Consider the following 22235-nt stretch of genomic DNA (forward strand, 5'->3'; position numbering starts at 1 on the left):
CCATGGTGCATCGCCCCGCCTCCGAACCCCTATCCTGGATCGCCCCAGAAGTCGAACGCGTCCTCGCGGGGGCGCGTCTGGCCTGTGAGCGGGCCAGCGCGCACAACGACCCCGCGGCACTGCGGCAGGCCAGGGCGGCGTTGCACGAGACCCGGGGCGTGCTCATCGTCGCGGGCATCGAAGGCTTCGCCGACTACGTCGACCTGCTCGGCCGCGCCCTGGAAAAAATCTCCGCCCGGCCCGATCCCGATCCCGAAGCCCTGCAGCGGCTGTACCGCGCCGCCGTCGCCGCCGAAAACTACTTCCTCGAGCTCATCCACGCCGGACGCGACCAGCCGCTGCGCCTGCGTCGGCACTACCTCGAGCTCGCCGCGCTCGCCGGCGATTCCACCGCCGCTGAAAGCGATCTCTTCCAGTTCGAAGTCTCGATCCAACCTCAGCCTCAGCCCGTCGTCTCCGACGAAGCCCGCATCCGCGCCGCCTTGCTGCGCCGCTTCGAACAGGGCCTCGTCGGCTGGCTGAAACCGGCCGACGAGCGCGAAGCCGTCGCCTCCCTCACGCCCATCCGCGAGGCGCTCGCGGGTTTGCTCAAGCTGGATGCCGGCCGCCCCCTGGAGCCCCTATGGCTGGCCGCGCTCGCCTATGCCGACGCCCTCAGGGAAGGGCGTCTGGCGCGCGACGAGGCTTCCAAGCGCATCCTGCACGACCTGCACCGCACGATGCGCCACGCCGGGAAATTCTCTCGCCCACCCCGCCGGCTCTTGCAAGCACTCACCCATCCCGTCGCCCAGCTCGAGCCCCACAGCCGGGCGCAGCAGTTGCTGCACGAGCACTGGCGGCTCGCCGAGGCCCTGGAAGACCAGGATCTCCCCCTGCCCGAGCTTCCCCTGCGCGCCCAACTCGACGCCCTGGCCGAGGGGCTCGATCGACTGGCCGAGCACTGGGAACGGCTCACCCAGGCTCCCGTCTTCCACCTGGGTTCGTTCTCCCAGGATCTCGACGCGGTTCGCCGCCTCGCCCAGCCGCTGGGGCGCAAGAGCATCGAGCAGGCCATCGAGGCGCTCGCCGCCCTCGTCCAATGGATGGAAGATCATCCCAACGACTCCATGGCCGCACAGGCCCAGCTCGAGCTCGCCCGCACGCTCCTCGTCCTTTCGGCCTACTGCCGCGCCGCCCACTGGGACGAGCGCACCGAGCAGCGGCTCCAGACGCAGGTCGAGCGGCTGCGCGCCCTCATCGACAACCGCCCCCTGCCCGAGATCGAGGCCCAGGCCTCCGAAGCCGACAGCCGCAGCATCGGAAGGGAACTCTCCCGTCTGCTCGCCGAAGCCGAGACCCTGCTCGATCGCTACTACCGCGATCCGACCGAACCCCTCGACCAGGACCGCATCAACCGCCTGATCGCCGAAGCCCGCGCCACCTTGCTGCTCATCGGCGCCGACGAAGAAGCCAAAGCACTCGCCCAGCTTCCTCCCCTGGTCGAACGCCTGGCCGAACACGGCAGCCTCGAAGAGGCCGAGCAGCACCGGCTCGTCGAGACCCTTGCCCATCTCCATACCCGCGCCGAGGCGCTGGCGCGCGGCGAGTCCCTCCAGGAAACCGCAGCGATCGCCCCCCAGGCCACCGCCATCCCCCTGCAGGAACTCTTCGCGGCCGAAGGAGAGGAACTCGGCGCCACGCTGCTGCTCGAGGAAGAAAAAGAAGAAGCATCTTCGCCCGCAGCAGCTTCCCTCGCCTCGATTCAGGCCCCCTCTCCCGAAGAGGCCTCCGTCGAACGGGCCAGACCCCCTGTCCCGCCGAGCGAGACCCAGGCATCGGCCGGCGGTGCGATCGAAGAAGAACTCCTCGACATTTTCCTCGAAGAAGCGCGCGAAGTGCTCGCCACCCTGGAGCGCCGCCTTCCCGATCTGGAGGAACGACCGGACGATCTCGAAGCGCTCACCGAGGTGCGCCGCGGCATCCACACCCTCAAGGGCAGTGGCCGCATGGTTGGTCTCACCGAGCTCGGCGAGTGCGCCTGGGCCCTGGAGCAGACTCTCAATACCTGGCTGCAGCGGCAATGGCCGGCCACCCCCGCGCTGATGCAGCTGCTCCAGCAGGCACACCGTCTCTTCGCCGACTGGGTGGAGGCAATCGCTGCCGGCCGGATCGAAACGCCCGCGCAGGCCGCCGCGCTCGCGGCCGAAGCCGAGCGCCTGCGCTCGCTCGAAAGCCCCGAGGCCGCACCGCCAGCCGAACCTCTTCCGCCTCCCGAGCCGCCGAAACACGTTTTCGGGGATCGCAGCGTCTCGCGCGCCGTGTTCGATGCCTTCCGCCAAGAAGCGCGCGAGCGGCTCGCCGCCTTGCGCCGTTACCTCGACGAGGAGGCCGCCCAGCCGCCCGATGAGCCTCTCGTACGACACATCCACACGCTGGCCGGCATCTCGGCCACCGCCAAGGTCTTCGAGATGCACGAGCTGGGCCGGGCGCTCGAACTCGCGCTCGAGCGCCTCGCCAAGGCCCAGCGCGCCCCCGACGCACAGGAATGCACGGTCCTACGCGCTGCTGCCGAGCGGCTCGGCGCCGCCCTCGAGCGCGTCGAAGCCGGACAAATTCCCGAACCTCCCGCCGATCTGCTGCCCCTCATCGAAGCCGTCGGCACCGTTCCTCAGGCAGCGGTGCCTCCACCCCAACCCACCGCTCCCAACGAGGTCGAGGCGAAAGCCGCCCCCCCCACAGAGGTCCCAGAAACTGCCCGAGAAGCGCCTCCTGTGGAAGAAGTCGCCCAGGAAATCGACCTGCAGCTCCTGCCGGTCTTCCTCGACGAGGGCGAGACGCTCTTCGAGAGCCTCTTCGAGCAGCTCAACCGCTGGGACGAAACGAGCGACGAGAAAAACGTCGAGGCGATCGCCCGTACCCTGCATACCCTCAAGGGCAGCGCCCGCATGGCCGGCGCGCTGGAGCTCGGCGAGCGCATCCACCGTCTGGAGCAGGAACTCAAGGAAGCCGGGCCCGCGGCCCGCGAGCTCGCGCGCAACGGCATCGAAGCCGCCTATGCGCTCTTCCGCCGCCTTGCCGCCCTGCCTGCGCTGGCAACGGCGGAGACTCCCTCCCCTGCCGCGGCCGGCACCGAATCCCTCCCCCCCGTCCCGGCGCGGGAAAGCGCAGAGACCGCCCACGTCACCCTGCGTGTGCACGCCGCCACCATCGACCGGCTGGTCAACGACACCGGCGAGATCGGCGTCCTGCGGGCGCGCGCGGAACAGGATCTTCTCGCCCTGCGCGGCGCCGTGCTCGAGCTCACCGACGACGTCATCCGCCTGCGCACCCATCTGCGCGAGCTCGAGATCCAGGCCGAGACGCAGATGCAGACGCGCCTGCACACGGCCGAGACGGCGCAGGCCGAGTTCGATCCACTCGAACTCGACCGCTACACGCGCCTGCAGGAACTCACGCGCCTGCTCGCCGAAGGGATCGCCGACGTCGCCACCATCCAGCAAAGCGCGCTGTCGCACCTCGACCGCGCCGAAACTGCCCTCAACCAGCAAGCCCGCCTCACCCGCGAGGTGCAGTACGAACTGATGCAGGTACGTTCGGCGCCGGTCGCCAGCGTCGCGGCTCGCCTGCACCGGGTCGTGCGTCAGACGGCCAAGGAACTCGGCAAACGCGTCAACCTCGACATCGAAGGCGCTCAGGTCACGCTCGAGCGGGCACTGCTCGAGCGCATGGTGCCGCTGCTCGAGCACCTGCTGCGCAACGCCGTCGCCCACGGCATCGAATCCTCCGAGGAACGGCGGGCCTCAGGCAAGCCCGAATTCGGGCAGATCACGCTGGCCGTGCGCAATCTCGGCAGCGAGATCGAACTGCGGGTGCAGGACGACGGCCGCGGCCTCGATTACGCTGCCATCCTCGAACGCGCCCGCGCCGCCGGGCTGCTCGGCCCCGATGCCCAACCCGACGAAGCAAGCCTCGCAAGGCTCGTCTTCCTGCCCGGATTCTCCACCGCCAGCGAGCTCAGCCAGATCGCCGGCCGCGGCGTGGGGCTGGACGTCGTCCACAGCGAAATCCAGGCGCTGGGCGGGCGCATCGACCTCACGAGCGCCCCCGGCCGCGGCACCGCCTTCCGCATCCTGTTGCCCACTACCCTCGCCATCACCCAGGCGCTGCTCGTGCGCGCACTCGATCGACGCTGGGCGATTCCGGCCAATCTCATCGTTCAAACCGAACACCTCCCGGCCGAGGCGCTGCGCGCCGCGCAGCAGATGGGGCATTTGCTCTGGCAAGGGAAGACCTATCCGCTGCGCTATCTGCCGCATCTGCTCGATCGCCCCGACCAGCCCAAACCGCTCGATCGCCGCAACTGGGTGGTGCTGCTCGCCTCGGGCGAAGAACGGATCGCGCTGCACGTCGATGGGCTTGCCGGCAACCAGGAGGTGATCGCCAAGCCGGCCGGACCGCACCTCAAGCGCATCGCCGGTATGCTGGGCGCGACGCTCCTTGCCGACGGCGAGATCGCTCTCATCCTCAACCCCGTGGCGCTCGCGCGCACGCCCGCCGAGGTCTCGGTCGCAAGAGCGCAGGCCGAGGCGCGGGGCCCATCTCCCGCCAAACCGCTGGTGCTGGTGGTCGACGACTCGCTCACCGTACGGCGCATCACCGGACGGCTCCTCGAACGGGAGGGCTACGAGGTGCTGCTCGCCAAGGACGGCATGGAGGCGCTGGAAAAGCTCACCTCCGAGGAACGTCTGCCGGTGGCCATTCTCTCCGACATCGAGATGCCGCGCATGGACGGATTCGAGCTGCTGCGCCAGATCCGGGCCGATGCGCGCACGCGCCATCTCCCGGTCGTGCTCATCACCTCGCGCCTTGCCGAGAAGCACCAGGCGCACGCGATGGCGCTGGGTGCCAACGCCTATCTCGGCAAACCCTACGACGAAGACGAGCTCCTGCGCCTGCTGCGCCGCTACCGCGAGGCCGCGGCCAAGCCCGCCTGAGCGATGCGCGGCCATTCCTCGCTCCCGCCGCCGGCCGAGGGCGCCACCCGCCCCCTGCACCTGCGCGAGACGATCGCGCGGCTATGGCCCTACCTGTGGCGTTATCGCTGGCGGGTGCTCGGCGCCTTCGCCGCCCTCATCGCGGCGAAGTTCGCCAACGTCGCCGTGCCGCTGCTCTTCAAGGAGCTGGTCGATCTCCTGTCGCTGCCGCCGCAGGCGCCGCGCTGGACCGCGGCCCCGATCGCCCTCGTCTTCGCCTATGGGCTGGCGCGTTTCGGCACCTCGCTCTTCACCGAGCTGCGCGAACTGCTCTTTGCGCGGGTCACCCAAGCCGCGGTGCGCGCACTGTCGCTCGAAGTCTTCTCCCACCTGCACGCGCTGTCGCTGCGCTTTCACCTCGAACGGCAGACCGGGGCGCTCACCCGCGATCTCGAGCGCGGCACGCGCGCCATCGGCAGCCTCATCAACTTCACCCTCTACTCCATCGCCCCCACGCTGGTGGAGATCTCGCTCGTGCTCGCCATCCTCTTCGCGCGCTACGAGCCGGCCTTCGGCGCGATCACGCTCGCCACCCTTGCCGCCTACGTCGTCTTCACCATCGTCGTCACCAACTGGCGCACCGTGCAGCGGCGCCGGCTCAACAAGATCGACGCGCAGACCCACAGCCGCGCCGTCGATGCGCTCCTCAACTACGAGACGGTGAAGTACTTCGCCAACGAAGCGTACGAACGGCGCCGCTACGACGAGGATCTCGAACGCTGGCAGGAAGCCGCGATCCGCAACCAGCTGTCGCTCTCCGGGCTCAATCTCGGCCAGGCGGCCATCATCACCGCCGGCGTGGTCGCCATGATGGGGCTCGCCGCGGCGCGCGTGCAGGCGGGCGTCATGACTCTGGGCGACATCGTCCTCGTCAACGCCTTCCTGCTGCAGCTCTACCTGCCACTCAACTTCCTCGGCGTGGTCTACCGCGAGCTGCGCCAGGCGCTGGTCGACCTCGAACGGCTCTTCGCCCTACTCGACGAAAAAGAGGAAGTGCGCGACGCCCCGGACGCACTCGAGCTCCCCGAGGGGCCGCTGGAGGTGCGTTTCGAACGCGTCTCCTTTCACTACGATCCCAGCCGCCCCATCCTGCGCGAAGTGGATTTCACCCTCCCCGCCGGGCGTACCGTGGCCGTGGTCGGCTCTTCCGGCGCGGGCAAGTCCACCCTGGTGCGGCTCCTCTTCCGCTTCTACGACGCCACCGGCGGGGCGGTACGCGTGGGCGGCATCGACGTACGCCACCTGAAGCAGGAGAGCCTGCGCCGCGCCGTAGGCATCGTGCCGCAGGAGACGGTGCTCTTCCACGACACGCTGGGCTACAACATCCGCTACGGCCGGCCCAAGGCGAGCGACGAGGAAGTCTGGGCGGCGATCCGCGCTGCCCAGCTCGACGAGCTCGTCGCCCGCCTGCCCGAGGGGCTGGAGACGCGGGTGGGCGAGCGTGGGCTCAAGCTCTCTGGCGGCGAGAAGCAGCGCGTGGCGATCGCGCGGGTGCTGCTGAAGAACCCCCGCATCCTGGTGCTGGACGAAGCCACCTCCTCGCTCGATTCGGCCACGGAGCGCGCCATCCAGGGACAGCTCGAACGCATCGCCCAAGGCCGTACCACCCTGATGATCGCGCACCGCCTCTCCACCGTGATGCACGCCGACGAAATCCTGGTGCTCGAAGAAGGGCGCATCGTCGAACGCGGCCGGCATGCCGAGCTGCTCGCGCGGGGCGGACGCTACGCCGAGCTGTGGCGCCACCAGCAGCGCCAAGAAGACGCACTCCAGCCCCACGCCGTGTAAGCCCGCCCCCGTTCGCAGTGGTTTCGCCGGGAGAACCCTGCGCCCTCCAGGGATGGGTCACGGCAAAACCGTCGCGCCGTGGGAACGAACTGTTAAACTTTCACGACAGCATTTCAGTGCACTCCCCATGGCCGCACCTCCTCGCCCGCGCTTGCTTTGGCTCGCCACCGGCGGCACCCTCGCCGCCACCGGCCGGGGCATCGCGTACCACGCCGGGGCGCTCTCGCCCGAGGCCCTGCTCGCAGCGATCCCCGAGGCAGGCCAGTACGCCGAGCTCGAGCTCGCTTCGCCCTTCGCCATGGATTCCAAGGACGCCACGCCGCACCATTGGCTGAGGCTGCACGCCGCGATCACGCAAGCCCTCGCGCGCCCGGAGCTCGCCGGCCTCGTCCTCTCCCACGGCACCGACACGCTGGAAGAGACGGCCACGCTCCTCGCGCTCACCCTGGCGCCGACCAAGCCCGTGGTGCTCACCGGGGCCATGCGCCCGCCTTCCGAAGCCGGGGCCGACGGGCCGCGCAACCTCCTGCACGCGATCCGCCTCGCCGCCGATCCGGACACCCCGCCAGGCGTCTTCCTCGTCTTCGGCGAAGCGGTCTTCCCCGCGATGGGGCTGCGCAAGGCACACACGCTCGCGCTCCAGCCGTTTGCCGCCGAACCGCGAGGCGCGCTCGGCTCGGCCTTTCCCTGGCGACCGCCGCCGCTCGAAGAACGTGCCTCGCCGCTGCCCTTGCCCCATCCTTGGCCGACGGTCGCCCTCCTTTCGGCCACGGCGCTCGACGCGCCCGAGGCTTTGCGGCAGACCCAGGAAACGGGGGCCGCCGCGGCAGTGCTGCTACTGCCGGGACACGGCAGCGTCCCCGAAGCGTGGGAAGCACCGATCGCCGATGCGACCGCGGCCGGACTCCTGGTGGTGCGCGCGAGCCGCTGCGGTCTGGGGCCGGTGCTCCCCCACCCCGTCGACCAGCGCCTGGGCACCCTCCCCGCCGGCCTCCTCTCCGCGCCCGCCGCCCGCGTGGCCGCCGCCCTCGTGGCCCCTTTCCCCCCGGCGGAACGGCAAATTCTGTGGCGCGCGCGTTTTTTGCCCTACGGAGCCGAAGCATGACTCCTACGGCCGCCCCTCTCTTTCTCGCTGCCGACGTCGGCGGCACGCGCGCCCGTTTCCTACTCGCGCGCTGGCGGGAAAGCGAAGCGGCGCCCGAGGACCGCGAAAAACCCCCGCAGCGCGCGTCAACGGCAGACACCCCAAGCACAGCGGGTTTTTCGCGGCACCTTCCTGCCTGGGAGCCGCTGTGCCAGCGGGTACTCGAAGATGATGCCTTCCCCCATTTCGACGCGGCGCTCGAGGCTTTCCTCGCCGAATGTCCCCCAGGAGCCGAACCGAAACTCGCCGTGATCGCGCTCGCCGGGCCCGTGACGGGGCGGCGCGCGCGGCTGACCAACCGCCCGTGGACGATCGACGCCAATGCCTTGGCCGCCCGCCATGGCTGGCCGCGGGTCGAATTGATGAACGACTTCGCCGCCCAGGCGCACGGGATCGCCGCTGCGGCGCCCGAGACGCTCCACGTCCTGCAACGGGGAGCACCTCGGCCGGGGCTTGCCGCCGTGCTCGGCCCCGGCACGGGACTGGGCATGGGATTCTTTCTGCGCGAGGGCGAGACGGTGCGCGTCTTCCCCAGCGAAGGCGGACACGCCGACCTCGGCGGCTTCGATCCCCCCTTTCTCACTTCCTGGAGCGCCTGGCTCGCCCGCGAAGGGCGCATCGCCTCCTGGGAAAGCCTGCTCTGCGGCCCCGGTCTGGTGCGGCTCGCCGCTTTTCTTGCCGCCGAGCGCGGCCGAATCGCGCCGTGGACGGAGGCGCCGCAGATCGTGGCCTCGGCCCAAAAGGGGGAAGCGCTCGCCCAAGAAGCGGTGACCACCTTCGTGCGCACGCTGGGTGCCTGCGCTGGCGACCTCGCCCTCATCGGTTGGACCCTGGGTGGGGTATACCTCGTGGGCGCGCTCGCCGCGGCGCTGCGCCCCTGGCTCGAGACTCCGGCCTTTCGCAGTGCCTTCGCCGCCAAGGAACGGCACGGGGAGACGCTCGCCGCGCTGCCGATCCTGCTCGCCGACGACCCCCTGCTGGGCTTGAAGGGCGCCGCCACCTTCGCCTGCCGCCTGCTCGCCGCAACCACGCCATGAGCGCACCGAACCCTACGACTCCGCCATTGCTGCCCTTTCTGCTGCTGGGCCTGCGCTATTATCGTCGGCCGCGGGCCTGGGGCGGTGCGCTCGTGCTCGTGGCTCTCACGCTCGCCATGGTCGGACTGGCGCTGTGGACCAACCACTGGCAGCGGGCGCTCTTCGATGCGCTGGAGCGCCGCGATCTCGTCGAACTGCCCGCGCTCATCGCTACCTTCCTCACCATCCTCCTTCTGAGCGTGGCCGTCACGGGCGTCCACCTCCTCGTCAAACGAGGCTGGCAGCTCGGCTGGCGGCGCTTTCTCACCGAACAGCTGCTGGAGAGCTGGCTCGCACGCGGCCACCACCACCGCCTGCGCCACCTGCCCGGCGCGCACGACAACCCCGATGCCCGCATCGCCGAGGACGTGCGCATCGCCACCGAAGTGGCGGTGGAGCTCTTCCACTCGCTGCTCTACTCGCTCGCCTCCATCGTGCTCTTCGTCGATGTGCTGTGGGTGGTCGGCGCCACGCCGCACGAGTCTCCCCCCGGCACGATGGTCTGGCTTGCGCTTGCCTATGCCGGCATCGGAACGATCACCGGGGTGCTGCTGGGCCGACCGCTCACCCGGGCCACCGACCAGCAGCAGTCGCGCGAAGCCGACTTTCGCTACGGGTTGTCGCACATCCGCGACAAGTCGGAAGCGATTGCGCTCGCCCAAGGCGAAGCCTCCGAGCGCCGCCTGACGCGCGAGCGGTTCGACGCGCTCGCGCGCACCTGGTGGAAACAATCGCTGGGCTACCTCGGGCTGGTGTCGTTTTCCACCGCCTATGGCACGCTCCTGCCGGTCTTCCCCATCCTCGTGCTCGCACCGCACTATATCGCCGGCACGCTCACGCTCGGTATGCTGATGCAGGCGGCGCAGGCCTTCGAGCGGCTCACCAACGCGCTTTCCTGGCCCATCCACAGCATGGGCGATATCGCTCGCTGCCATGCTTCGATCGAACGGGCAGCAGCCTTATACCAAGATCTCACTGAACTCGAGGCAATCGAGCGGCTATGCCTGCCGGGGCAGATCTGCCGCAGCGTCGGCCCCGCGGGGCAGCTCGCGATCGAGCGGCTCACCTTGACGCTGCCCAACGGCCACCCCGTGCTGGAGAATTTCTCGCTCACCCTCACGCGCGGCGAGACCGTACAGCTCGTAGGAGACCCGAACACAGGCATCGCCCTTCTCAAGGCCATCGCCGGCGTGTGGTCCTGGGGGCAGGGCAACATCATCCTGCCCGACGGCGAGACGCTCGCCTTCGTGCCACAGCGGCCCTTCCTGCCCGAAGGGCCGCTCATCGCCGCCCTCACCTATCCGCGCGATCCAGCGGAGGTCGAGCGCAAGCGCGTCATCGACACCTTGCATGCCGTAGGGGCGGATGCGCTCATCGAACGGCTCGACGAGCACGACGACTGGAACCGCACCCTCACCGCGCCGGTCCAGCAGCGGCTCGCGCTCGCCCGCACCCTGCTCGAACGGCCCGCGTGGGTGTTCTACGAAGCCCCGGCCGACGCCGTGCCTGCACCGGGCAAATTCGACCCGGTGGCGCTGCTGCGCGAGCGCCTACCCGACGCGACGCTGGCGATCTTCTGGCCGCATCACCAGCCCTATCCCGGCGTTCAGCGCGTCGTTTTCCTCAATTGAAACGTGCCGGCAGCCAGCCGCGTGCCACCGCCTCGCGCAGGCACCACGCCGGAGTCGTCTCGGTCTTGTAGTTCCAGAAGAACCAGCCGCGATAGCGCTCGAAGGTGAGGAGCTGCGCCGCCGCGTAGCCGCGCAGCGCCACCTCCTGCTGGAAGGCGTCCAACCCTTCGAGCGGGTGCGTGGTCGGCCCGTCGGCCCACAGCGATACCTCCTGCAGCTTGAGCCCCAGGCTCCATTCGCCGCACACCGTCGGCAGCCCCAGCTCGCGCCCGATGGCATCGGCCTCGGCGCGCAGATCGACCACCGTCTTGCGCAGGTGTTCGTAGATGTCTGCCTCGAGATCCTCGGGCGTGAAGCACTGGTAGCGGTGCACGTCGAACCAGACGTTCTCGTACGGCGGCGCGTTCATGAAACCGAGATACTCGCGCCAGTCGCGGAAGCCGTCGTGGAACATCACCCCGACCGTGGGCGGGCAGTGCGCCCGGATCGCCGCGTAGGCGCGCTCGTAGTAGCGCTTGAGGATCTCGGTGGGCACGTCCCAGCGCGGCTCATTCAATACCTCGAAGGCGAAGAGTGCCGGCTCGGCGCGATAGCGCTCGGCCAGCCGCCCCAGCAGTTCGACCGAATGGTCGATGTATTCTTCCTTGGTGTGCCAGTCGCAGACATTCAAGATGCCGCCGTTGTCGAAGCCGTTCTGGCAGCCGGCGGCTGCGTGCAGGTCGAGCACCACTTTGAGTCCGAATTCTTCGGCCCAGCGCAGCGCCCGGTCGAGTACCTCGATGCCGCCGGTGACGAAAGGCTCGCGCCGCGCCCCATAGACCGGATGGTAGGGATAAGGCGGCCCCAGCACCCAGTGCCCGAAGGGAATGCGCACCGCGTTCAGCCCCCGCTCGGCGATCCAGGCGAAATCCTCCCGCGTGACCCAGCGCGCCCAGTGCGCCCGCAGCCTGGGTGCGGCCTCCTCTCCCAATGCGACGCACCACGTCGTCTCGTCGGTGGCTTCCACCCCTTCGAAGAGGCTAGGCACCATCCACTTCTCGAGCACCAGCCACGAACCCAGATTCACCCCGCGCAAGCGTTCCATCGCCCTCTCCCCGGCCGCATCGTGAAGTCATTATAGGCAGCCACGGGCATCTGCTACACTGGGATCATCGCTTTTTCCGAGCCGAACATCATGCCGCCCCGTTTCCGCCCCTGGCAGGAATGCGTCGTCTACACCGTCTGGCCGCGCAGCTTCGCCGACGGCAACGGCGATGGCATCGGCGATCTGGCCGGCCTCACCGAACGGCTCGACGAGCTGCGCTGGCTCGGGGTCGACGCCCTCTGGCTCGCCCCCATCCACCCCTCGCCCAACGCCGACTACGGCTACGACGTGAGCGACCATCTGGACGTGCACCCCGACTTCGGCACGATGGCCGACTTCCGCAGCCTGCGCGACGAGCTGCACCGGCGCGGCATGCGCCTGCTGCTCGATCTGGTCATCAACCACACGAGCGTGCGCCACCCCTGGTTTCTCGACTCGCGCTCGAGCCGAACCTCTGCCCGGCGCGACTGGTACTACTGGCGTGCGCGGCCCAACGACTGGGAAAGCATCTTCGGCGGCCCCGCCTGGACGCGGGACGAAGTCACGGGCGAGTATTACCTGCACCTCTTCTTTCCCGAGCAGCCCGACCTCGACTGGAGCAACCCGGCGGTGCGCCAGGCGCTTGCCGAGATCGCCCGCTTTTGGCTCGACGAAGGCGTCGACGGCTTTCGTTTCGACGCCCTCACCGTGCTCAAGAAAGAAGAAGGCTTGCCTGACGTCGCCCCTGGCGAACCCGGCGGCCCGCGCCCGGCCTGGTCGCGCTTCCTCGCCCGCCCCGGGCTCCTCGACTGGGTACGCGACTTCGCCGAGCGCGCCGGCATCACGCGCGACCACCTCACGCTGGGCGAGGCGAACGGCATCGCCGCCACGGACGCGCCCGCCTGGGTGGGCGAGCCGCAGGGGCCGCTGTCGGCGCTGCTGCATTTCGAGCTATGGCACATCGACACGACCGATGCGCAAGGCCACCCCGGGCTCGACACCCGCGCCTTCTCCGACACGGCGCGCTCCTGGTACCGGGCGCTCGCCCCTCACGGGGCGCTGCCGGCGCTCTACCTGGAAAACCACGATCTGCCGCGCATCGTCTCGCGCTGGGCTCCGCCCGAGCGCTGCACCCAGGCCGCCAAAGCCTTTGCCGCCGCCACCTACCTGCAGCGGGGGCTCGCCGTACTCTACCAGGGGCAGGAACTGGGGCTGCCAAATGCGCGTTTCACGCGCTCGTCCGACCTGCGCGACCCCTTGAGCCTGCGCCGCATCGCCGCCTTGCGGGCGCAGGGCATGAGCGATGCGGCGATCCTCGCCGAAATGAACCGCAGCGCCCGCGATCTCTCGCGCACCCCCATTCCGTGGGACGCGAACCGCCCGCAGGCGGGGTTCTCGAGCGCCGAACCGTGGCAGCCGATGGACCCGGCGCACATCCCGCTCGCCTGGCGCCAGCAGCGCGAGGACGAGGGTTCGGTGCTCAATTTCTACCGCGAGATACTGGCGCGCCGGCGAAGGTAAAATCGCATCATGGACCTGACCACGCCCGCGATCCTCTTTCCGGCGATCTCACTCGTGCTGCTCGCCTACGGCAACCGTTTCCTGGCGCTTGCCCAGATCATCCGGCAACTGCACGCCTCGCCCGATCGCAAGGCCGAAGTCATCCGTCGCCAGATTCCGGGCCTGAAACGACGCATCATGCTCATCAAATACATGCAAGGGTTTGGCGTGCTGGGGTTTTTGCTGTGCGCGCTGTCGATGCTCGCCCTCTTCGTGCACGAGACCCTGCTCGGCAAAATCCTCTTCGGCACGAGCCTCGCCGCCCTGGTGCTCTCCCTGCTGCTGTCGCTCGCGGAAGTGCTGATCTCCACCAACGCCCTCTCGGTCGTGGTGGAGGATCTGGAAAAAGACGGCTGAATCAGAGGCTCTTGCCCCATTTCCCCGCGAAACAGAGCTCCGCCAGCGGACGGCGCTCGCGCGGCGCGCGTTCTTTCTCGGCGAGTTCCCCGTCGAGCACGTCCGGCTCCGCCGGATGCCCCACGGCGATGAGCGAAATGACTTTGTAGCGATCCGGTACGCCGGCCACGGCGCGGATCGCCTGGGCGTCGAACCCGGCCATGGGGTGCGCCATCAACCCCAGCGCCACCGCCTGCAGGCAGAGATTCTCGGCTGCGGCGCCGCAGTCGTATTCGGCCCAGGCGTTGGGTTCGCCGTTATAGGAGAAGATGGGATCGGCGCAGACCAGCACCAGGAGCGAGGCGCGCTTCACCCACGCCTGGTTGAACGGCCACAGCGTGGCGAACGCCTTCTCCCATCCTTGCGGATCCTGGGTGCGATGCCACACGACGAAGCGCCAGGGCTGATCGCCGTAGCACGAGGGGGCCCAGCGCGCCGCTTCCAGCAGCGAGAGCACCTGCTCGCGCGTCACGGTTTTGGTTTCGTCGAAGGCGCGACCGCTCCAACGCTCGGCGATCAAGGGATGGATCGGGACTTCGGTCACGGCGGGTTTCTTCATCATTCACTCCTGGAAAAAAGGTCTTGCGGGGTATCGACGTCGGCGAAGATGCCTGTGTCGTCGATCGCAACGCCGACCACGTGCTCGGCGTCACGCCGAAGGAGCAGACGGGCCCCCACGTCGCCCGTCAGACCCAACAGTTCAGCCCGGTAAGGGGCGGCGAAACCGACGGGATGTCCCCGCCGGTCGGCGCGGCAGGCTGCGGCGAGTACCGCGCCCGCCGTGAGCGCGTCGCGCACTCCCGCGATCGCGGCTCGCGGCACCCAGGGCATGTCGGCAAGCCCGACGACCCAGCCTGTGGCCTCGGCGGTCGCGGCGACGCCCGCGGCAAGGCTCGTCCCCATCCCCTCGTCGGCGCGGGGGCATTCGATGAAGCGCAGGCGATCCGCGAAGGTCTCCGACAACACGCCTCGCACCGCCTCGTCGCCCGGTCGCAGCACCACCGCGACCCGTTCGAAGACCTCGACCCAGGACCGCAGCGCCCACACGATGAGCGGCTCGATGCGCCCCTCGACTTCGAGTAGCGCCAGCCGCTTGTCCGCCCCAAACCTCCGCGCCTGCCCCGCCGCGAGCACCAAGGCGGCGATTTCCGGTTCCTCAGGCAAGGTTTTCCCGTGCGAAAGGAAGCCGCCTCACCCGTTTCCCCGTGAGAGCGAAGAGCGCATTGGCCACCGCCGGCGCGATGGGGGGCGTGCCCGGCTCACCCACGCCGCTCGGCGGCGCTTCGCTCGGCACGAGATACACCTCCACCCGCGGCATCTCGGAATGGCGCAAGATGGGATAATCGTGGAAGTTCGACTGCACCGGCCGACCTCCCTCGAGCGTGATCTCGCCGTGCAGCGCGGCAGCCAGGCCGTAGACGATGCCTCCCTCGATCTGCTGCACCACCCCATCGGGGTTGATCACCCGGCCGCAGTCGACCGCCGCCACGACGCGATGCACCCGCACCTGGCCGTTTTCCAGCGAAACCTCGGTCACTTCGGCCACGACGCTGCCGAAGGATTCATGCACCGCCACGCCGAAGGCATGACCCGGCGCGGGCTTCGTCTTGCCCCATCCCGCTTTCTGCGCCGCTAGCTGCAGCACGGCGCGATGGCGCGAAGTACGCGGCAGGAGGCTCAGGCGGAATTTCACCGGATCCTGGCGCGCGAGGTGGGCCAATTCGTCGATCATCGTCTCGACGACGAAGGCCGTGTGCGAATGCCCCACCGAGCGCCACCACTGCACCGGCACGGGATTCTTCGGACTGTGCAATTCGACCTGGATGTTGGGGATGAAATAGGGGAGGTTCGCGGCCCCTTCCACCGAAGAGGCATCGACGCCATCCTTGATCATCGCCGCCGCCATCGGCGTGCCCTCCATGATGGACTGGCCGACGATGGTATGCTTCCACGCCACGGGTTTGCCGCCCTTGCCGATCGCCGCCTCGATCACGTCGACCCACATCGGCCGGTAGTAACCGCCGCGCAGGTCGTCTTCGCGCGTCCAGATCACCTGCACCGGCCGGCCGACCGCCTTGGCGACCTGCACCGCCTCGGTGACAAAATCGGCATGCGGATTGGCCCGCCGGCCGAAGCCGCCGCCGAGGTAAGTGGTGTAGATTTCCACTTCCTCGGGTTGCAGGCCTGCCGCGGTAGCAGCCGCCATGCGGTCGAGCGTCTGCGACTGCGTGCCGGTCCAAATCGTGCAGTGGTCCGGACGCAGGTCGACGGTGACGTTGAGCGGCTCCATCGGCGCGTGCGCCAGATACGGCACTTCGTACTCGGCGCGCACCGTCTTCACCGCCGCCTTGAGACCGGCCGCCACGTCGCCGTCGCGGCGCGCCACGGCGCCCGGCGTGCGGGCGAGCGCGAAGTACTCTTCCCGCAGTTTCGCCGTCGAAAACGCCGCCCCCTCACCCTCGTCCCATTCGGTCTGCAACAGGTCGCGCGCCGTCTTCGCCGGCCAGAAGCCGTTGGCTGCCACCGCCACGCCGGTGGGGACCTCATAGACGCCGACCACGCCGGGGACTTTCAGCGTCTCGGTGGCATCGAAGCGCTTGAGCTTGCCGCCGAACACGTGAGAACGCGCCACCAGCACCGTCACCATGTCGGGCAAGCGCACGTCGATGCCGAAGACCGCCTTGCCGGTGATCTTCTCCGGCGTGTCGAGGCGCTTGAGCGACTTGCCGATCCACTTGAAGTGCTTTGGATCCTTCAAGGGCACTTCGGCGGGCAGAGGCAGCTTGCCCGCCTCTTCCGCGACCTCGCCGTAGCTCAGGGAGATGTGGCCGTCGGGGTGGAAGATGCGCCCGTTCTCGGCCTTGCACGCACTCGCCGGCACCCCCCAGCGCTGGGCCGCCGCCTGGACGAGGAGGATACGCGCGCTCGCTCCGACGCGGCGCAGCTGCTCCCAAGAGGACGCCACGCTGGTGCTGCCGCCGGTGAGCTGGATGCCGAACTGCGTATGGTTATAGACCGCCGCCACCGGCGCCGGCTCGATGCGGATGCGCTCCCAAGGCGCATCGAGCTCCTCGTTGATCAGCATGGGTAGCGAGGTATAGACCCCCTGGCCCATTTCGGACTTGTTCACGATGAGCGTGACGGAGTCGTCCGGGGCAATGCGGATGAAGGCATTCGGCGGATAGACCTTCGCCGCCCCGGCGGCCGCTTCCTCAACCGCCCAGGCGCGTCCCCCCTTCTCCGGCAGACGGAAACCGATCACCAATCCGCCGCCGAGCACGGCCAGGTCGCGCAGGAATTTACGCCGCGCCGGACGCTGGAGTTCATTGAGCGAAATCATCATGCACCCCCTGCCGCGGCCTCGAGGATCGCCTTGCGGATCCGGTTGTAGGTGCCGCAGCGGCAGAGGATGCCGTCCATCGCCGCAACGATCTGCGCCTCGCTCGGACGTGGATGCTCAGCGAGCAAGGCCGCGGCCACCATGATCTGCCCTGATTGGCAGTAGCCGCATTGCGGCACATCGACCTCCTGCCAGGCCCGCTGAATGGCACGCCCCACCGGCGTCACGCCCACCCCTTCGATGGTGGTGACGCGCTTGCCGCTCACCATCGACACGGGCGTGACACAGGAACGAATCGCCCGCCCGTCGAGATGCACCGTGCACGCACCGCACTGGGCGATGCCGCAGCCGTATTTGGTCCCCGTGAGCTGCAGCTGGTCGCGCAGCACCCACAGGAGGGGCGTACCGGGATCGACATCGACCGTGGTCGGCCGGCCGTTGAGCGTGAATGCGATCATCGAATCTCTCCTTGGGCGTAGAAGCAGGGTGCGCTCCCTGAAACGGTCCCTCGCTGCGCGGCAATAAGGTGGGCGAGGATGGACACTGCGATCTCCGGCGGCGTGCGGCTGCCGATAGGCAGACCCACGGGGCCATGGAGGCGGGCGATCTCCTCCTCCGTCAGGTCGAACTCGGCCAGGCGCTGGCGGCGGGCGGCATTGGTGCGATGCGAGCCGAGCGCACCGACGTAAAAAGCGGGCGACTTCAGCGCCTCGAGCAGGGCCAGGTCGTCGAGCTTGGGATCATGCGTGAGCGCGACCACCGCCGTATCCTCATCGGGCTGGAGTGCGAGTACCGCATCGTCGGGCATGTGCGGCAAGAGCACGCTGCCCGGCACCGGCCACTGGGCTCGCACCTCTTCGCGCGGATCGCACACGAAGACCTCGTAGTCCAGGGCCTGGGCCATCTGCGCAAGGTAGGACGAAATCTGCCCCGCACCGATGAGGAGCAGTCGCCGCGCTGGACCATGAATCGTCTCGAGGGTCTCATCGTCGAAACGCATCACCTCGCCACGCGCTGCCGGCCTCAAGCTCACCGTCAGGGACGAGAGTTCGAGCCGGCGGCACATGCGACGACGCTCGCAGAGCGCCGCGAGCAATTCCCTCGGCCAGGACGCATCCTGCGGGACGGGTTCCACCACCAGCCGCAACAAGCCGCCGCACGGCAGACCGAAGCGCTGGGCTTCCTGAACCGAGACCCCATAGTCCACCCGCTCGACCCGCGCCCGCGGCAGACGCCCTTGACGGGCGCGTTCCGCCAGATCCTCTTCGACACATCCTCCCGAGACCGAGCCCACGCTGCCGCCATCGCTGCGCAGCACGAGCATCGCCCCGGCGGACGAGGGCTCGATCCGAAGGTCTGCACCACCGTGACGAGCCACAGCGGCATTTCGCCGCCCTGCCAGCGGCAAAGCGCCTCCAGCACTTCGCGATCGACCCCCTTCATGGCCCCTTGTCCCTAGCGGCACGACAGAAAGCATCATAGAGCTGGTCTGCCGTAGCGACAACCACGCCAGAAGCAAGGTTTATGGATGTGATAAGGAGCACCTGTCAACGCACGTTTCCCGCCTCGATCTTGCGGCGTCGCAAGTCGACGATGCTGAAATCTCCCTCCGAGAGCCGCCCCGGTGCAACCACCAGGCTCGTACCCACTTCGGCATGGTGCCGACGGGGCGCATCGACCACCACCAGGGTCGGCGCGAAAGTGTTGATCAGCGTCGTGATGGCCTGCGAACCCCCGTCCCAATCCTTGTGGGCCGGCGGAGTAGCGAAAAGGAAAATTTTCTCGTAATCCTTGAGCTCGTCGAGGACTTTCAGGACGTACTCGACCGCCCATTCGGGATAATAGAGACGCTCGCGCTCCTCGCGCCCTCCCGTTTGGCCGATCTCACCGCCCATGCCCAGCACCGCCACGTGGCCAGGCGCGAAGGCGAGTGTGCCGTGCACCCCATGCAGCATGGGGAAAGTCAGCTCGAGGTTGTAGGCTTCCCGCAGATAATCGTCGAGAGGCGCATCATGCGCGCCCGGAACGAAGAACGTCGGCACACGCAGCGCCCCGAGCTTGCCGAATACCTCACGATAAGCATCGGCGCGATGCACGCCTCCCGTGCCCACCAAATCGCCGACGATCATGACCGAATCGACGTCGAGCTCGCTGGCCGTTTCTACCAGCCGGTCCAGGAGATCGAGCTGTCCGGCAATGTGGCTCGTTGCCAATACCCGCCTCGTGTGTTTGCGCATGATGACTTTCCTCCTTTTCCCTATCCGCGATGGCATCCGTTCGTCGTTATAGGGAAGAGCGCGGGATTTTGCAAGGCTTGCTTTTCGCCGCCCTGATTCCTATAACGGAGTCGGCAGTCAGTCGAACCACTTGCCCAAGGAGGGTACCAATGAGCGACATCATGGCGGTTTCCCGCTTCGAACGACTTTTCCGGCGCACGGCCGGGCTCGACGTCGACAAGAACGACCTGCGGCGGCTGACCGAATTCCTCGACCAGAAGCTCTACGATCTGCTGCTCGTCAGCCAGGCGGCGGCCAAATCCAACGGCCGCGACGTCATCCGCCCTTGGGATCTTCCCCTGACCAAAGGGCTGCAGGAAAGCATGCACGCTTTCCGCGAGCTCGACGAGGAGCTCGAGCTCGCGCCCATCCTGGAGCAGCTCGCCAAGCTGCCCCAACTCGATCTCGAATACGACGAGGAAGTCCGTGCCATGCTGCCGCAGATCGTCGGTGGGCTGACGGTGGCCCTAGCCTGGACTTTCCGGACGCTCGACCCCGACGTGAAGAATCCCGATACGACGCACTGGGATCGCGCCATCGAGATCTTCAACCGTCTGTTGTAGCCGCGCCTCTTGCTGGCACACCGCCGGGCGAGGGCCTAGCGATGAATGATCGCTTGCAGTACATTCCCGTTTCGAGGAGCAACCCATGAGCATTCCCGCCAAGGCCTATGCCGCTTTCGATCCACACTCTCCACTCGTTCCCTGGGAGATCGCCCGCCGCGACCCTGGGCCACACGACGTGCAGCTCCAGATCCTCTACTGCGGCGTCTGCCACTCCGACCTGCACCAGGCGCGCAACGAATGGAAGAACACGATCTATCCCTGCGTCCCCGGGCACGAGATCGTCGGGCGCGTGGTCGCCGTGGGTGAGAAAGTCACCCGTTTCAAGGTCGGCGATCTGGCCGGAGTCGGCTGCATGGTCGACAGCTGCGGGCATTGCGACGCCTGTGCGAGCGGCGAGGAGCAATACTGCAGCGAAGGCTTCGTCGGCACCTACAACGGCCGCGGCCCCGGCAGCGAAAACACCTACGGCGGCTACTCTCAGGTCATCGTGGTGAAGGAATCCTTCGTGCTGCACATCAAGCATCCAGAAAAGGACCTTGCCGCCGTGGCGCCGCTGCTGTGCGCCGGCATCACCACCTATTCGCCCTTGCGCCATTGGAAGGTTGGCCCAGGCAAACGGGTGGGCATCGTCGGCCTGGGCGGACTGGGGCACATGGCCGTCAAGCTCGCCCACGCCATGGGGGCCCACGTGGTGCTCTTCACCACCTCGCCCGCCAAGACGGCCGACGCCAAGCGGCTCGGCGCCAACGAAGTCTGCATTTCCAAGGATCCCGAGCAAATGGCCCGCTACCGCGAGCAGCTCGATTTCATCCTCGACACCGTGGCCGCTCCGCACCGGCTCGACGACTACCTGCAGCTCTTGAAACGCGACGGCACACTCACCCTCGTGGGCGCCCCCTCCGAGCCGCATCCTTCGCCCGCCGTCTTCAACCTGCTCTTCCGGCGCCGGAGTCTTGCCGGATCGCTCATCGGCGGCATCCGCGAGACGCAGGAGATGCTCGACTTCTGCGCCGAGCACGGCATCGTCTCGGACATCGAGCTCATTCCCATCGACTACATCAACACCGCCTACGAGCGCATGCTGAGAAGCGACGTGAAGTACCGCTTCGTCATCGACATCGCCGCTTCGCTGAAATGAGCATGAAGGAGCCTTCACCATGAAACGACTGGAAAACCACGTCGCGCTCGTCACCGGCGGCGGACAGTTGCTGCTTGCCATCATCCATCCAGCACCCAGCAAGGAAACCCCACGCGGCATTCTTCTTTGGGCGCCTGCCCAGGCAAGCATCGGCCTGTTCTTTGGCGCCGCTCTGCCATAGCCGCGCATGTCCACCCAACCGGAGCGACTATGAGTGAGCGCGGCTCACGGCCCGCTGGCTGTGGCAGTCCACCGGCGAGCGCGCGCGAGCGCACGGCCGGGAGTACACCCCACCTGCTGATCGTATGGCACTCGCGCACCGGCACGGCCCGGCAGATGGCCGAGGCGGCCCGCGACGGCGCCCTCGAAGTCCTGCGCGAACTCGACGCCGTCGCGCGCGTGCCGATCGGTCTGCGCCGGGCGGCAGAAGTCACGCTCGAAGAGGTGCTCGCCGCCCAGGGCTATCTCTTCTGCGCCCCGGAAAACCTCGCCACCCTCTCCGGCGAGATGAAAGAATTTTTCGATCGCTGCTACTACGGTGTGCTCGATCGCGTCAATGGCCGGCCCTACCTCGCCCTGGTCGCCGCCGGCAGCGACGGCAGCGGCGCCGTGCGCCAGATCGAACGCATCTGTACCGGCTGGCGCCTGCGGCCACTCGCCCCCGCCCACATCGTGCTCACCCACGCGCAGACGCCAGACGCGATCATGGCCCCGAAAACGCTGCCCGAGGCCGAACGCGAGCGCTGCCGCACCCTGGGCGCGACCATGGCGGCCTGGCTGGCATGATCCGGCGAAGCACGCTCACACCGCGCCCGGAGCGGAATACATGGGTTTGCCGTCGCTGAGAGAGATCCAGCCTTTGACGATGCGGTAGATCACCCAGACCCATGCCGCGAACAAGATGAAGTATCCTACCGCCACGAACGCGGTGAGCACCCCTACCAAGCTCCACAGCAGGCTGTACCAGAAGGTGCGGCGCTGCCACAGGAAGTGCGATTCGACCCAAGTGCCGCGCACATCGGGATATTTCACGTAGTTGACGATGATCCCTACCAGGTAGGTGACCCCCAGGATCAAGGAGATCGCATAGAGCGCGTAGACGACGGTCGCCCATTTCTTCGCTTCCTGGATCCTGCTTGCATCGTTCGACGTGGCCGCATCGATGATTTCCATGAGACTTCCTTTCCGGCAGAATAGATAAGGTAAAACTGGGACCATCTTAGCGAAAAATGGCAAGAACCCCCA

The 22235-nt window shown here is 68.0% G+C and carries 19 protein-coding genes; 11 read left to right on the forward strand and 8 right to left on the reverse strand.

Going from position 1 to position 22235, the window contains the following annotated elements; translation table 11 throughout:
• The first annotated feature begins 2 nt into the window (after positions 1 to 2).
• From OA56_RS10390 to OA56_RS10410, 5 genes are all read left to right on the forward strand, one after another.
• On the forward strand, positions 3 to 4973 hold the full coding sequence (locus tag OA56_RS10390; protein ID WP_461585155.1) for a hybrid sensor histidine kinase/response regulator: 4971 nt from the start codon (positions 3 to 5) through the stop codon (positions 4971 to 4973).
• 3 nt (positions 4974 to 4976) lie between these two features.
• Entirely contained in the window at positions 4977 to 6800 is a 1824-nt protein-coding gene (locus OA56_RS10395; RefSeq protein WP_461585157.1) for an ABCB family ABC transporter ATP-binding protein/permease, read from the forward strand.
• A gap of 127 nt (positions 6801 to 6927) precedes the next feature.
• A complete protein-coding gene (locus OA56_RS10400; RefSeq protein WP_055423869.1) occupies positions 6928 to 7905 on the forward strand; it encodes an asparaginase domain-containing protein in 978 nt (325 codons plus the stop codon).
• Entirely contained in the window at positions 7902 to 8981 is a 1080-nt protein-coding gene (locus tag OA56_RS10405) for a glucokinase (RefSeq protein ID WP_461585159.1), read from the forward strand. Before OA56_RS10400 ends, OA56_RS10405 begins: the two co-directional genes overlap by 4 nt.
• Complete coding sequence (locus OA56_RS10410; protein WP_461585161.1) at positions 8978 to 10651, forward strand: ABC transporter ATP-binding protein/permease; 1674 nt, start codon at positions 8978 to 8980, stop codon at positions 10649 to 10651. The genes OA56_RS10405 and OA56_RS10410 overlap by 4 nt, the downstream gene beginning before the upstream one ends.
• Here the strand turns inward: OA56_RS10410 and OA56_RS10415 are convergent.
• The gene (locus OA56_RS10415; protein WP_055423866.1) at positions 10644 to 11735 is read right to left on the reverse strand and encodes a glycoside hydrolase family 5 protein; all 1092 of its coding nucleotides are present in this window, start codon (positions 11733 to 11735) and stop codon (positions 10644 to 10646) included. The two genes, OA56_RS10410 and OA56_RS10415, sit on opposite strands and share 8 nt — an antisense overlap.
• Positions 11736 to 11825: 90 nt before the next feature.
• On the opposite strand from OA56_RS10415, the gene OA56_RS10420 reads away from it, so the two are divergent.
• Together OA56_RS10420 and OA56_RS10425 are read left to right on the forward strand one after the other, a co-directional pair.
• Positions 11826 to 13235: an alpha-amylase family glycosyl hydrolase gene (locus OA56_RS10420; RefSeq protein ID WP_461585163.1), complete on the forward strand. Its 1410-nt coding sequence runs from the start codon at positions 11826 to 11828 to the stop codon at positions 13233 to 13235.
• A gap of 9 nt (positions 13236 to 13244) precedes the next feature.
• The gene (locus tag OA56_RS10425) at positions 13245 to 13631 is read left to right on the forward strand and encodes a DUF2721 domain-containing protein (protein WP_055423864.1); all 387 of its coding nucleotides are present in this window, start codon (positions 13245 to 13247) and stop codon (positions 13629 to 13631) included.
• A 1-nt stretch (position 13632) separates the two neighbouring features.
• On the opposite strand, the gene OA56_RS10430 is transcribed toward OA56_RS10425, so the two are convergent.
• The 6 genes from OA56_RS10430 to OA56_RS10455 form a co-directional block, all read right to left on the reverse strand.
• Complete coding sequence (locus OA56_RS10430) at positions 13633 to 14232, reverse strand: nitroreductase family protein (protein ID WP_461585165.1); 600 nt, start codon at positions 14230 to 14232, stop codon at positions 13633 to 13635.
• Positions 14229 to 14834 (reverse strand): nucleotidyltransferase family protein, encoded by a 606-nt coding sequence (locus OA56_RS10435; RefSeq protein WP_461585167.1) that lies wholly within the window; start codon positions 14832 to 14834, stop codon positions 14229 to 14231. Before OA56_RS10435 ends, OA56_RS10430 begins: the two co-directional genes overlap by 4 nt.
• The gene (locus OA56_RS10440; RefSeq protein ID WP_461585169.1) at positions 14827 to 17013 is read right to left on the reverse strand and encodes a xanthine dehydrogenase family protein molybdopterin-binding subunit; all 2187 of its coding nucleotides are present in this window, start codon (positions 17011 to 17013) and stop codon (positions 14827 to 14829) included. Before OA56_RS10440 ends, OA56_RS10435 begins: the two co-directional genes overlap by 8 nt.
• Positions 17010 to 17468: a (2Fe-2S)-binding protein gene (locus tag OA56_RS10445; protein WP_461585171.1), complete on the reverse strand. Its 459-nt coding sequence runs from the start codon at positions 17466 to 17468 to the stop codon at positions 17010 to 17012. Before OA56_RS10445 ends, OA56_RS10440 begins: the two co-directional genes overlap by 4 nt.
• Positions 17465 to 18388, reverse strand: a complete 924-nt coding sequence (locus OA56_RS10450) for an XdhC family protein (RefSeq protein ID WP_461585173.1) — start codon at positions 18386 to 18388, stop codon at positions 17465 to 17467. The genes OA56_RS10445 and OA56_RS10450 overlap by 4 nt, the downstream gene beginning before the upstream one ends.
• A gap of 169 nt (positions 18389 to 18557) precedes the next feature.
• Positions 18558 to 19247, reverse strand: a complete 690-nt coding sequence (locus OA56_RS10455) for a metallophosphoesterase (protein ID WP_055423858.1) — start codon at positions 19245 to 19247, stop codon at positions 18558 to 18560.
• Positions 19248 to 19396: 149 nt separating this feature from the next.
• Here OA56_RS10455 and OA56_RS10460 point away from each other — a divergent pair, with 149 nt between their 5' ends.
• The 4 genes from OA56_RS10460 to OA56_RS10475 all read left to right on the forward strand — a co-directional run bounded on the left by OA56_RS10460 (position 19397) and on the right by OA56_RS10475 (position 21776).
• Complete coding sequence (locus OA56_RS10460) at positions 19397 to 19849, forward strand: DUF1931 family protein (protein WP_055423857.1); 453 nt, start codon at positions 19397 to 19399, stop codon at positions 19847 to 19849.
• Between the two features lie 85 nt (positions 19850 to 19934).
• Complete coding sequence (locus OA56_RS10465; protein ID WP_141056516.1) at positions 19935 to 20990, forward strand: NAD(P)-dependent alcohol dehydrogenase; 1056 nt, start codon at positions 19935 to 19937, stop codon at positions 20988 to 20990.
• 19 nt (positions 20991 to 21009) lie between these two features.
• Positions 21010 to 21171 carry a hypothetical protein gene (locus OA56_RS10470; RefSeq protein WP_461585176.1) on the forward strand — a complete coding sequence of 54 codons (162 nt, stop codon included), beginning with the start codon at positions 21010 to 21012 and terminating at the stop codon, positions 21169 to 21171.
• Positions 21172 to 21326: 155 nt separating this feature from the next.
• On the forward strand, positions 21327 to 21776 hold the full coding sequence (locus tag OA56_RS10475) for a flavodoxin family protein (protein WP_461585182.1): 450 nt from the start codon (positions 21327 to 21329) through the stop codon (positions 21774 to 21776).
• A 15-nt stretch (positions 21777 to 21791) separates the two neighbouring features.
• Here the strand turns inward: OA56_RS10475 and OA56_RS10480 are convergent, their stop codons facing one another.
• A complete protein-coding gene (locus OA56_RS10480; protein ID WP_461585178.1) occupies positions 21792 to 22163 on the reverse strand; it encodes a DUF4870 family protein in 372 nt (123 codons plus the stop codon).
• Between the last annotated feature and the right edge of the window lie 72 nt (positions 22164 to 22235).

It is taken from the genome of Tepidiphilus sp. HLB4, from assembly GCF_054823945.1.